The organism is Mesorhizobium sp. WSM4836 (assembly GCF_055811815.1).
In genome coordinates, this window is record NZ_JBVVQF010000009.1 from 37704 (window position 1) to 49992 (window position 12289).

Consider the following 12289-nt stretch of genomic DNA (forward strand, 5'->3'; position numbering starts at 1 on the left):
CACTTTCCGCAAAAACGGCAGCAAAATGTGAATTCATGAGTCCGAAAGGCAACGGCGGTCGGCTTGCCTAAAGCAACTGCCCGAGAAATTCCTGGACGGCATGGCCCGGCCGAAAATTACCGATGCGCTTGATCTCCCACTGCAGCCGGATGCCCGATCTTTCGAGCACACGCGCGCGCACCGTCTCACCGAGATATTCAAGCTCGTAGCCTGTGGCCGTTCCGGTGTTGATCATGAAGTTGCAATGCATCGGCGACATCTGCGCCCCGCCGACCATCAGGCCGCGGCAGCCAGCCTTGTCGATTTCCTTCCAGGCCGAGGTACCTTCGGGATTCTTGAAGGTCGAGCCACCGGTCTTTTCGCGGATCGGCTGCACGGTCTCGCGATGGTTCTGGACAGCATCCATCGCGGCCTTGATCGCCGCCTTGTCCTCAGGAATGCCTTCGAGCAGCGCCGATGTGAAAATCAGCCCGGACGGCGCCGCTGAATGGCGATAGGCATAGCCCATATCGGCATTGCTCAACGTATGAACATTGCCCTTGCGGTCGAGTGCCCGCACCTCGACCACGCGCTCGCGCGTCTCGACGCCATTGGCACCGGCGTTCATCCTCAGCGCTCCGCCAACGGCGCCGGGAATGCCGTGGTAGAAATGAAAGCCACCGATGCCGGCCTCGTAGGCGACGGCCGCAAGGCGCTTGTCGGGTGTCGCAGCGCCTGCCTTGATCGTGGTCGGCGCAATCACTTCGGTCTCGCCAAAGCCTTTGGCCGAAAGCCGGATGACAAAGCCCGCAATGCCGCCGTCACGGACAAGCAGGTTCGAGCCGACGCCAACGATGGTCAGCGGAATTTCCTCCGGCACCGCCTTCAGGAATGTGGCAAGATCGTCCTCGTCGGCCGGTTGGAACAATGCGTCCGCGAGCCCGCCGGCTCGAAACCAGGTGATCTTGTCCATCTCGGCATTGGGCGTGATGCGGCCGCGCAGTCCGGCAAGCCGGTCGCCAAGCTTCTCGATCAACGCCTGGCCGCGCATCATGAGATGGTCCCGCCGAGTTCCCTGGGCAGCGCATAGGCCCATTGGGTGATGTTGCCGGCGCCGAGGAAGACGACGAAATCGCCCGGCTTCGCCACCTCGCGCACGATCGGCGCTATCGCCGCCGGACCTTCGATGTACCGTGCGTCGCGATGGCCGCCGGAGCGGATTCGCGACACCAGTGCGTCGGACGTAACGCCATCGATCGGTTCCTCGCCGGCCGCATAGACGGGCGCCACCATTACCGTGTCGGCGTCGTTGAAGCAGACGGAAAACTCGTCGAACAGATCGCGCAGCCGGGTGAAGCGGTGCGGTTGGGTAACGGCGATGATGCGGCCCTTGGTAGCGCTGCGCGCCGCCTTCAGCACCGCCGTGATCTCGACCGGATGATGGCCGTAATCATCGAAGATATCGACACCGTTCCACGAGCCGGTGCGGGTGAAGCGCCGCTTGACGCCGGCGAATGACGACAGGCCCTTCTTGATTGCCTCAGCCGAAAGGCCGAGCTCATGCGCGACGGCAATCGCCGCCGTCGCATTGGAGACATTGTGGCGCCCGGGCATGGGCAGCCGCAGACCTGATATCCTTATCTGGCCGTGCGTCTTGCGGTCGCGGATCACCACGTCGAATTCCGAGGTCGGGCCGTCCATGCGGTGATTGGTGAAGCGCACGTCGGCCTGCGCATTTTCGCCATAGGTAATGACGCGCCGGTCCTCGATGCGGCCGACCAGCGCCTGCACCTCGGGATGGTCGGTGCACATCACGCCGAAGCCGTAGAACGGCACATTCTCGACGAACTGGCGAAACGCCTCGCGCACTTTGTCGAAGGAGCCGTAATGGTCGAGATGCTCGGGGTCGATATTGGTGACGACGGCGATCTCGGCCGGCAGCTTGAGGAAGGTGCCGTCGCTCTCGTCGGCCTCGACCACCATCCATTCGCCATCGCCCATGCGGGCATTGGTGCCATAGGCATTGATGATGCCGCCATTGATCACCGTCGGGTCGAGCCCGCCGGCTTCGAGTAGCGTCGCCACCATCGAAGTCGTCGTCGTCTTGCCATGCGTGCCGCCGATCGCGACCGCTTGGCGGAAGCGCATCAGCTCGGCCAGCATTTCGGCGCGCCGTACGATCGGCAGCAACTTCTCTCTCGCCGCCTTTAGCTCAGGGTTGGATTTCTTGATTGCGGTGGAGACGACGACCACTTCGGCCTCGCCGAGGTTTTCGGCCTGGTGGCCGACGAAGCATTCGATGCCCTTGTCGCGCAGCCGCTGCACATTGGCGCTGTCGGCCTGATCGGATCCCTGCACCTTGTAGCCAAGATTGTGCAGCACCTCGGCGATGCCGCTCATGCCGATGCCGCCAATGCCGATGAAATGCACGAGGCCGATCGTCTGTGGCATCTTCATGCGTGCGTCTCCTTCCTGAATTCCGAAACGGATTTCCTGGACGCAATAGCCTCTGTCAGATCGGCGAGCAACCGCGCGGCATCCGGTTTACCGGACGATTTCGCCGCCGCGGCCATTGTCGCCGCCCTGCCTGGATCATCCATCAGCCCGCCGACAAGCGCAGCGATCCGCTCCGCCGAAAGCGTGGATTGCGGATGCACCTCGGCGCCGCCCGCTGCGGCAAGGGCGGCCGCATTCGCCGCCTGGTCGTGGTCGAGCGCGTGCGGATAGGGCACCAGCAGCGCCGGCCTGCCGATCACTGCGATTTCCGATACGGTCGACGCGCCGGAGCGCGACATCACCAGATGCGCCGCCGCGAGCCGCGCCGCCATGTCGGTGAAGAAGGGCGACACCTCGGCCTCGATGCCAAGCGCGGCATAGGCGGCTTTCACCCGCGCCACATCGTCGGCGCGGGCCTGCTGCGTGATCGCCAGTCGCCTACGCTGTGCATCGGAAAAACGGGCGATGGCCGCCGGCACCGCATCGGAAAAGAACTGCGCGCCCTGGCTGCCGCCAAACACCAGAAACCGGAACGGCTCTTCGCCGGGCGATGCAGCATAGGGTGTATTCGCCGCTTCCAATACTTGCGGCCTGACCGGATTGCCGGTGGTCACCGTCTTGGCGCCAGTGGCACCGATGTCTTCCGGCAGGAACCCGCCGGCAACGGCATCGACGCGGCGGGCGAGCGCCCGGTTGGCGCGGCCCATGACCGCATTCTGCTCGTGGATCAGCGTCGGCACCTCGCGCCGGGTCGCCGCGTAAAGCGGCGGCAGTGTCGGATAGCCGCCGAAGCCGACCACGATGGCGGGCTTGATGTTGGCGATGACGGCCGATGCCTGCCGCACCCCGCGCCAGATTTTCCAAAACGCGGCGAGCACGGCAAAAGGATTCTTCGACCCCATCGTGGCCGACTGGATCGGATGGATGGCGGCCGCCGGGAACTGCCCGGCAAAGCGCTCGGCCCGGTCGTCCGTCGCCAGATGCACCGTCCAGCCGCGCCTGATCAGTTCATGTGCCAGCGCCTCGGCGGGGAACAGATGTCCGCCCGTTCCGCCTGCCGCCAGAAGGACAACCCCCTTCGCCATCTCACTCCGCCGGCATCGCGCGCGGTGACGGCATGAAGCCCAGCTGCTTGCGTTTTTCCGGGCGCTTGCGCGTCAGCGCCAGCACCATGCCCATCGAGATGGCGATCGCGATCTGCGAAGAGCCGCCGTAGGAGATGAACGGCAGCGTCATGCCCTTGGCCGGCATCAGCTGCAGATTCACGGCCATGTTGATGACCGACTGCAGGCCGAAGACCGTGACCAGCCCGCCAACCGCGTAGCGGGTGAAATCGTCCTGCTCCTTGAGCGCCGTGTTGAGACCGCGCAGCACGATGAAGCCGAAGATGGACATGATGAAGAAACACATGATCAGCCCGAATTCCTCGCCAGCGACCGAGAAGACGAAGTCGGCATGGCTGTCGGGGATGACCCGCTTGACGGTACCCTCGCCCGGCCCGACGCCGAACCAGCCGCCATTGATCAGCGCCTCGCGGCCCATGTCGACCTGGAACGTGTCGCCCTCGCCGGTCATGAAGCGGTCGATACGGCCGGCAACGTGCGGGAACACCGCATAGGCGGCGAACACGCCGCCGACGCCTGCAGCACCCAGCGCGACGATCCACAGCCACGGCAACCCGGCCATGAAGAACATCACCCCCCAGGTGCCGAGCACCAGCATGGTTTGCCCCAGGTCAGGCTGCGCCACCAGCAGCGAGATGACCAGCGCAAGCAGCAACATGGCGAACAGATTGCCTGGAATGTCGGGCTGGCGCTTGTGCTCGGCGAACAGCCAGGCGCAGATGATGACGAAGGCCGGTTTCAGGAACTCGGACGGCTGGATCGACAGGCCGGCAAGCGACACCCAGCGCCGCGCGCCCTTCACCTCGACGCCGATATAGAGCACCGCCACCATCAGAAACAGCGTGATGCACAACATAACCAGCGCCATGCGCCGGATCTGCCTGGATTCAAGGAACGAGACGGCCAGCATCACCCCAAGTGCCGGAATGGTGAAGATGATCTGGCGTGTGGCGAAGTGGAAACTGTCTAGCCCGATGCGTTCGGCCACCGCCGGGCTTGCGGCGAAGGACAAAACGATACCGAGCCCCATCAGCGAAAGGAATGCCGCCAGGAACCAGCGATCGATCGTCCACCACCAGGTCGCAACCGGGCTTTTGTCGAGACGGCTTTGCATTATCGTGTCCCTCCGATGGGCTTCACGCCATCAATGGCGGTTGCGGCTTGCCTGAACGCCTCGCCGCGCACTTCGAAATTCTTGAACTGGTCGAAACTGGCGCAGGCCGGCGACAGCAGCACCACTGCCTCGCCGCTACTATCCCTGGCAGCATCGCGGGCGGCGTGTTCGACTGCCGCAGCCAACGTGCCTGATATCTCGTAGGGCACCGCCTCGCCCAGCGTTGCGGAAAAAGCTGGTGCAGCTTCGCCGATCAGATAGGCTTTGGCGATGCGCGGGAAGAAGCCGCGTAACGGCTCGATGCCGCCCTCCTTCGGCAGGCCGCCGGCAATCCAGTAGATACGCGCAAAACTCGACAGCGCTGGTGCAGCCGCATCGGCATTGGTCGCCTTGGAATCGTTGACGAACAGCACATGCTCTTTACGGCCGACCTGCTCCATGCGGTGCGCCAGCCCGGGAAAGCCCTCCAGTCCGGATTGGATCTCGCCGAGTTCGAGTCCGACCTTGAGGCAGGCGGCGACGGCGGCCAGCGCATTCTGGGCATTGTGCTGGCCGCGCAACGAGCCGATGCCTTCGAGGAAGGCGACCCGGCTATAGCGGCCGTGCACGGCTTCCATTAACTTCATGCCATCGGCGAAATAACCGTCGGTCAGCGGCAGGCGCTTGGATATCCGGATGACCTGCCGGCCCGCCCGCTCCAGCCGGTCGGCGATCTGGGCGCACCAGGAATCGTCGACACCGATGATTGCCGTCTCACTGCCGGCTACCAGCCGCTCCTTGATCGAGGCGTAGTGCTGCATCGTGCCGTGGCGGTCGAGATGGTCCGGCGTCAGATTGAGCAGCACACCGGCCGTGGGATTGATCGAGGGGGCAAGATCGATCTGGTAGGAAGAGCACTCAACCACATAGTGCCGCTCCGGCTGCGGCGGATCGAGCGTCATCACCGCGCGGCCGATATTGCCGCCCATCTGCGTGTCGCGCCCCGCCGATTTGAGGATGTGCGCCGTCAATGCCGTGGTCGTCGACTTGCCGTTGGTGCCGGTGATGGCAATAAAGGGTGCTGCCGGCGCCCTCGCCGTCCGCTCGCGGCAGAAAAGCTCGATATCGCCGATGATCTCGACGCCCGAGCCCCGCGCCAGCTCGACGGTCCAGTGCGGCTTCGGGTGCGTCAGCGGCACGCCGGGCGACAGGACGAAGGCGGAAAACCTTGTCCAGTCTGCGCCGCGCAGGTCCGCTGTCATGATGCCGACCGCGCCGGCCTTGGCAACGCTGTCGGGATTGTCGTCCCAGGCCAGCACATCCGCCCCGCCCTCGATCAGTGCGCGCGCAGTGGCAATCCCCGAGCCACCGAGCCCGAAGAGCAAAACGCGCTTGCCTGAAAAGGATGCGGCGGGGATCAAGCGGCCTCCTATCTGAGCTTCAGGGTCGACAGGCCGACCAACGCCAGGATGACGGCGATGATCCAGAAGCGGATCACCACCTGGCTTTCGGTCCAGCCGAGCTTTTCGAAATGATGGTGGATCGGCGCCATCAGGAAGACGCGCTTGCCGGTCATCTTGAAGTAGCCGACCTGGATGATGACCGAGAATATCTCGACGACGAACAGGCCGCCGACGATGACCAGCACGATCTCGTGCTTGGTCGCCACCGCGACCGTGCCGATCAGCCCACCCAGCGCCAGCGAGCCGGTGTCGCCCATGAAGATCGCCGCCGGCGGCGCATTGAACCAGAGGAAGCCAAGCCCGGCGCCGATCACCGCTCCAAGGACCACCGCAAGTTCACCGGTGCCGGGCACGAAATGGATCTGCAGATATTCGGCGAATACCGCGTTGCCGGAGAGATAGGCGATGACGCCGAAAGATGCGGCGGCGATCATGATCGGCACAATCGCCAGCCCGTCGAGGCCGTCGGTCAGGTTCACCGCATTGCCGGCGCCGACGATGACGAAGCACGAGAACGGAATGAAGAACCAGCCGAGATTGACAAGAAACTCCTTGGCGAAAGGGAATGTCAACGATGACGAGAACGGCGCCTGGCCGTTGTGCATGATCACCCAGGCAGCGATGCCGGCGATGATGAATTCGAGCCCGAGCCGCGCTTTGCCGGAAAAGCCGAGATGCGATTGCTTCGTCACTTTGAGATAATCGTCGTAAAAGCCGATCGAGCCGAACCCCAGCGTCACCAGCAGCACCACCCAGACGTAGATGCTCGACAAGTTCGCCCACAGCAGCGACGAACCGACGATGCCGGACAGGATCATCAGTCCGCCCATTGTCGGTGTTCCCGCCTTCTTGAAATGCGTCTGCGGCCCATCAGCGCGGATCGGCTGGCCTTTGCCTTGCCGCAGCCTCAGCGAATTAATGATGGTCGGTCCGAAGATGAACACGATCAGCGCCGCTGTGATCAGCGCTCCGCCGGTGCGGAAAGTTATGTAGCGGAACACGTTGAAGACCGAGATCTTGTCCGCAAATTCGACGAGCAGTGTTAGCATGCGCTTGCGTCCCCCGGACCGATCCTAGGTCTGTCTGCTGGTTGTGGCTTCCGCCGGAAACTTGCCGAGCAACGTCTCGACCAGCTTTGAAAAGCCTATACCCTTCGACGATTTGATCATGACCACGTCGCCGGGCTTCAATTCCGATAGAAGAACCGGTTTCAGATCTTCCGCGCCGGCGCGGTACTCCGTCCTGATCTCGCCGGGCAAGACGTCGGCCAGCGCCCGCATTTCCGGGCCGCCGAGAAAAACCGTGCGGGTGTCGGTGCCCACGATCAGGTCGGCGAGCGCGGCATGCAATTTCGCCGAATGGCTGCCGAGTTCGAGCATATCGCCGAGCACGGCAATGCGCCTGCCCTCGCCCGACACCGGCGTCGTGTTGAGCAGCGCCATTGCAGCGCTCATCGACGCCGGATTGGCGTTGTAGCTCTCGTCGATCAGCGTGATCGGCCCCTTGGGGTGGCGCAACACATAGCGCTTGCCGCGTCCGCGTTCCGGCGAAAGATCGGCCAACGCCTGCGCAACCCTTGTGACGTCGGCGCCAACCAGGTGCGCGGCACCAAGCACCGCAAGCACATTCTGCACCATGTGGCGGCCCGGCGCGCCGATCCTGGCGACAATCTCGTGCCCGCCAATCTTGGCGGTGATGACCGAGTGATCGGCATTGAGCTCGCCTTTGATCAGTTTGAAAGTCGCCCGGGCATTCTCGCCGAACCCGTAGACATGCTCGACGCCGGCCTCGTTGGCCATCTTATCCAGCAGCTTCCAGCGCGCATCATCGCGGTTGAGAAGGGCAGCGCCACCGGGCTCCAATCCCTCGAAAACCTCTGCCTTGGCCTTGGCGATCTCGTCCAGATTGCGGAAGAAGCCGAGGTGAGCCGCCGCGATCAGCGTAACGATGGCGACATGCGGCCGGACCATCTTGACCAGCGGCCGGATCTCGTCGGGATGGTTCATGCCGATCTCGAAGACGGCATAGTCGCAATCCTGCGGCATGCGCGCCAGCGTCAGTGGCACACCCCAGTGGTTGTTGAACGACTGGGCCGATGCATGCACCGTGCCGACCGCGGACAGAGCATGGCGCAGCGCTTCCTTGGTGGTGGTTTTGCCCGCCGACCCGGTCACGGCAATGACGCTCGCCCTTGAGCGCGCGCGCGCCGCAATGCCGAGCTTTTCCAGAGCGACGAGCACGTCTTCAACAACGATCATCGGCGCCGTCAGCCGCCCCAGCGACGGCAGCTTGCCCTCGGCGACGACAAGCACGCCCGCGCCCGCCTTGATGGCGGCGGTGACGAAATCATGGCCGTCCATCGCTTCGCCCTTGATGGCGAAGAAAGCGTCTCCCGGCTGCAGGCTGCGGCTGTCGATGGAAATGCCGGCGATGCCTTCAGGCATCGGACCGAGCGGCCGGCCATCCATGGCGGCAACCAGCGCCTCGGAGGTCCACAGATAGCTCACGCCGCTCGCTCCCGCAGCGCAGCGCGAACTTCCTCATGATCGGAAAAATGCAGCGTCTCGGTGCCGATGGTCTGGCCTTCCTCATGGCCCTTGCCGGCCACGATCAGCGTATCGCCAGCGTGAAGCAGCCCCACTGCCTCGTGAATGGCCTGGCGCCGGTCGCCGATCTCGATGGCGCCAGGTGCGGCCGCGAGGATCGCGGCGCGGATCGTCTCGGGTACTTCCGAGCGGGGATTGTCGTCGGTGACGATGACGACGTCGGCCAGCCTTGTGGCGATCTCGCCCATGATTGGCCGCTTGCCCCGGTCCCGGTCGCCGCCGCAACCGAATACAACAATGACGCGGCCGGTGGTAAAGGGGCGCACCGAAGCCAGCACGTTTTCCAGCGCGTCCGGCTTGTGCGCGTAGTCGACATAGACGGGGGCGCCGTTGGCGGCCGTCCCGACAAGGTCGAGCCGTCCCGGCGCGCCCTTCAATTTCTCCAGCGCTATCATGGCCTTGGCAACAGATGTTCCAGTCGAAATGGCAAGGCCCGCCGACACCAGCGCATTTGCGATCTGGAAGTCGCCGGCCAGCGGCAAGTCGACTTCATGGAGAACGCCGTCAACTTCGACCTCGGCGCGTTGGCGGTGGCGCTCGTGCTCGACCCGCTTCAGCCGCAGGAAATCGCCGTGGCGGCCGACCGTCAGCACGTTCAGTCCCGCTGCCCGCGCCGCCTGGATCGTCGGCTCCGACCACGGGTCGTCGGCAAAGACGACGGCCGGCGCACCCTTCGGCAACAGAGCATTGAACAGTCGCAATTTGGCCCGATGATAGTCCTCGACCGTCGGATGATAGTCCATATGGTCGCGGCCGAGATTGGTGAAGCCGCCGGCCGCGAGCTTGACGCCGTCGAGCCGGCGCTGGTCGAGGCCATGGCTGGACGCCTCCATCGAGGCGTGGGTGACGCCGGCCTCCGCCAACTCCTTGAGCAGCCTGTGCAGCGCCACCGGATCCGGCGTGGTCAGCGAGCCATATTCATTGCGGCCCGGCGCCACCACGCCGGTCGTGCCGATCGAGGCGGCGGCGAAACCCGCCTGCTCCCATATCTGCCGGGTGAATGCGGCGACCGAGGTCTTGCCGCTGGTGCCGGTCACCGCGACCATGGTTTGCGGTTGCTTGCCGAAATAACGGGCAGCACTGAGTGCCAGCGCAAGGCGCGGATCGTCTACGATAAGAACCGGAACCGGCAGCCCGGCGAGCGCACTGCCCTTGCCGACGACGATCGCTGCAGCGCCGCGGCTCGCGGCATCGGCTGCATAAGCTGCGCCATCCGCCTTGGAGCCGGTGAGCGCGAAGAACACCACGCCGGGTCTTACCTCGCGGGAATCCGACGAAATCCCCGTAACCTCCATATCGAGGGAAGCTGTTCCCTCGACAGGCAGGATACCGGCTAGATTTTTCAGCTTCATCGAATCCCGTTCATCGCAACAAAATAGCGCGCAGTTGCCGGCGCGCCCCAAGAATCACTGATAGGAAACCAGCGTTGCGCCATTTTCATGGCTGAAATCTGGCTTCACGCCAAGCATGGAAGCCGCACGTCGGATGATGTTTGCAGCCATGATGCCCGCGTTAGAGGCGGCCGTCCCACCCATACCGGGCTTTTCCGGCTTCGGTTCGTCGGCGATCGTCAGCACAATGTATTGCGGATCGTCCATCGGGAAAGCCGCAACGAAGGCGTTGAAATTCTTTTCCTTCGAGTAACGGCCGTTGACGACCTTCTCCGCCGTTCCCGTCTTGCCGCCCACCCGGTATCCCGGCACTCGTGCATTGCGGCCGGATCCCTTTTCGGCATTGAGTGCATAGAGATAGCGCATGCCCTCGACGGTCTTGTCGCTGACCACTTTCTTGGCCACCGCCATCGCCTGCTCCTGCGTGCGCGGCAGGAAAGTCGGGTCCATCAGATAGCCGCCATTCATCAGCACGGCGCAGCCGACCGCCGTCTGCAGCGGCGTCGTCGATACACCGTGGCCGAAGGCGATGGTGATCGAATTGACCTGCTTCCAGACCTTGGGCTCGGTCGGCCGGGCGACTTCCGGCAGTTCGGTCTGCATCTTTTCGAGGATTCCCAGGCGATGCAGGAATTCGCGGTGTCCTTCGATGCCGACCGCTTCGGCTTCCTTGGCAGAGCCGATGTTGGACGAGTAGATGAACACTTCCGGCACCGAGAGTACCCGGCTCTTGCCATGGAAATCATGAATGGTCTGGCGGCCGATCCTGATCGGGCGCGACGCGTCGAAACGGCTTTGCAGCGTTATCTTGCCGGAATCGAGCGCCATGGCGGTGGTGAAGCTCTTGAAGGTCGACCCCATTTCGTAGAGGCCAGCGGACATACGGTTGAGCCGGTCCTTGTCCTGCGCGTTATAGGGGTTGTTCGGATCGAAATCCGGAACCGAGGCCATCGCCAGCACCTCACCGGTCTTGACGTTGAGCACGACGGCGCCCGCCGCGATGGCGTGGTACTTTTCCATGCCGGTGGCGACCTCGTCGCGCACGATATGCTGGACGCGCAGGTCGATCGAGAGCTGCACCGGCTTCAAATCCTTGGCGACCGCCAGGCCCGACGCCTGAAGATCGCTCAAGCCCTGTTCGTCGATGTATTTCTCCATACCGGAGATGCCCTGATTGTCGATGTTGGTGAGGCCGACAATATAGGACGAGGTTTCGCCGGCCGGATAGAACCGGCGCTTTTCGGTGCGGAAGCCGAAACCGGGGATTCCGAGCTGCATGATGTCGGCCTGCTGCTTCGGCGTCAGTTGCCGCTGCAGCCAGACAAACCCGGCGCCGCTCTTCAGCTTGTTGTATGTCTGCTCGTAGTCGATCTCGGGAAGCACCGTCGACAGCTTTTCGATCGCCTCGTCGGCATCCACGATGCGGCGCGGCTCAGCAAACAGCGACGCCGTCTTGATGTCGGTCGCCAGCACTTCGCCGTTACGGTCGACGATGTCTGGTCGCGATGCTGTCACCCGGCTCTGTGGCCCGCCCGACAGGTCGGGATTCTGAAAACCCAGATAGACCAGCCGCCCGGCAATGGTCGAATAGATGCCGAAGAACACCGCCATCGTCATGACGATGCGGGTCCTGCCCTTGCCACCGGTCGCCTTGCGGGCACCTTCGACCACGATCGACCCGCCCGCACTGGGCTTCGAACCGCGCTTCAGCAGCCTCCCAACCTTTGGAAAGCTGGCGGCGATTGGAAATCCGGTGATCATTGGACGATGCCTCCGGTCACCACGGGATCCTTGCCGCCGATATCGGCCATGCCGCCCAGCCGCTGCGATGAAAGGTCCTCGATGTTGACGGGTTTCGCCGGCAGATCGTCCAGCCCGACGATCTGCCGCGCATTGACCGGTTCGAGTCCGAGTTGCGATTTGTAAATTTCGGTGAGCTTCTGCAGGCGCGACGGCTGGGTAAGCAGGCTCCAGTCCGCCTTGAGCAGGTCGATCGTGTCCTCTTCATAACGAATCTGCGCCTGGATCTTGTGCACCGCCGCCAGTTGCTCCTCGGCCTCACGCTTGGTCTTGTAGGTCAGGGCAGCCGCCGAAACCATGACGGCGATCAGGACTATGTCGCTGGTACGAAACACGT

Annotated in this window: 10 protein-coding genes; all 10 read right to left on the minus strand. The window is 63.6% G+C overall.

Annotation, left to right across the window (positions count from 1 at the left end; genetic code table 11):
- Positions 1–67: 67 nt before the first annotated feature.
- From murB to ftsL, 10 genes are read right to left on the minus strand one after another with little or no spacing between them, the layout of a single operon-like run.
- Positions 68–1033, minus strand: a complete 966-nt coding sequence (gene murB, locus AC0L2P_RS12985; protein ID WP_473501630.1) for a UDP-N-acetylmuramate dehydrogenase — start codon at positions 1031–1033, stop codon at positions 68–70.
- A complete protein-coding gene (gene murC, locus AC0L2P_RS12990) occupies positions 1030–2436 on the minus strand; it encodes a UDP-N-acetylmuramate--L-alanine ligase (protein ID WP_473501631.1) in 1407 nt (468 codons plus the stop codon). Before murC ends, murB begins: the two co-directional genes overlap by 4 nt.
- Positions 2433–3560: an undecaprenyldiphospho-muramoylpentapeptide beta-N-acetylglucosaminyltransferase gene (murG, locus tag AC0L2P_RS12995; protein WP_473501632.1), complete on the minus strand. Its 1128-nt coding sequence runs from the start codon at positions 3558–3560 to the stop codon at positions 2433–2435. The genes murC and murG overlap by 4 nt, the downstream gene beginning before the upstream one ends.
- 1 nt (position 3561) lies before the next feature.
- On the minus strand, positions 3562–4713 hold the full coding sequence (ftsW, locus tag AC0L2P_RS13000) for a putative lipid II flippase FtsW (RefSeq protein WP_352465146.1): 1152 nt from the start codon (positions 4711–4713) through the stop codon (positions 3562–3564).
- Positions 4713–6113, minus strand: coding sequence for a UDP-N-acetylmuramoyl-L-alanine--D-glutamate ligase (gene murD, locus AC0L2P_RS13005; RefSeq protein ID WP_473501633.1), 1401 nt, complete (start codon positions 6111–6113; stop codon positions 4713–4715). Before murD ends, ftsW begins: the two co-directional genes overlap by 1 nt.
- Before the next feature lie 8 nt (positions 6114–6121).
- Entirely contained in the window at positions 6122–7204 is a 1083-nt protein-coding gene (mraY, locus tag AC0L2P_RS13010) for a phospho-N-acetylmuramoyl-pentapeptide-transferase (protein WP_473501634.1), read from the minus strand.
- A 24-nt stretch (positions 7205–7228) separates the two neighbouring features.
- A complete protein-coding gene (locus AC0L2P_RS13015; RefSeq protein ID WP_473501635.1) occupies positions 7229–8662 on the minus strand; it encodes a UDP-N-acetylmuramoylalanyl-D-glutamyl-2,6-diaminopimelate--D-alanyl-D-alanine ligase in 1434 nt (477 codons plus the stop codon).
- Positions 8659–10113 (minus strand): UDP-N-acetylmuramoyl-L-alanyl-D-glutamate--2,6-diaminopimelate ligase, encoded by a 1455-nt coding sequence (locus AC0L2P_RS13020; protein ID WP_473501636.1) that lies wholly within the window; start codon positions 10111–10113, stop codon positions 8659–8661. Before AC0L2P_RS13020 ends, AC0L2P_RS13015 begins: the two co-directional genes overlap by 4 nt.
- Before the next feature lie 54 nt (positions 10114–10167).
- Entirely contained in the window at positions 10168–11913 is a 1746-nt protein-coding gene (locus AC0L2P_RS13025; protein WP_473501637.1) for a peptidoglycan D,D-transpeptidase FtsI family protein, read from the minus strand.
- The gene (ftsL, locus tag AC0L2P_RS13030) at positions 11910–12287 is read right to left on the minus strand and encodes a cell division protein FtsL (protein WP_023676771.1); all 378 of its coding nucleotides are present in this window, start codon (positions 12285–12287) and stop codon (positions 11910–11912) included. Before ftsL ends, AC0L2P_RS13025 begins: the two co-directional genes overlap by 4 nt.
- Positions 12288–12289: the final 2 nt, after the last annotated feature.

What these genes read in the sequence shown, in the direction of transcription:
- murB (WP_473501630.1), bottom strand. Translation starts at nt 1,033, where the DNA reads ATGATGCGCGGCCAGGCGTTGATCGAGAAGCTTGGCGACCGGCTTGCC.
- murC (WP_473501631.1), bottom strand. Translation starts at nt 2,436, where the DNA reads ATGAAGATGCCACAGACGATCGGCCTCGTGCATTTCATCGGCATTGGC.
- murG (WP_473501632.1), bottom strand. Translation starts at nt 3,560, where the DNA reads ATGGCGAAGGGGGTTGTCCTTCTGGCGGCAGGCGGAACGGGCGGACAT.
- ftsW (WP_352465146.1), bottom strand. Translation starts at nt 4,713, where the DNA reads ATGCAAAGCCGTCTCGACAAAAGCCCGGTTGCGACCTGGTGGTGGACG.
- mraY (WP_473501634.1), bottom strand. Translation starts at nt 7,204, where the DNA reads ATGCTAACACTGCTCGTCGAATTTGCGGACAAGATCTCGGTCTTCAAC.
- AC0L2P_RS13020 (WP_473501636.1), bottom strand. Translation starts at nt 10,113, where the DNA reads ATGAAGCTGAAAAATCTAGCCGGTATCCTGCCTGTCGAGGGAACAGCT.
- AC0L2P_RS13025 (WP_473501637.1), bottom strand. Translation starts at nt 11,913, where the DNA reads ATGATCACCGGATTTCCAATCGCCGCCAGCTTTCCAAAGGTTGGGAGG.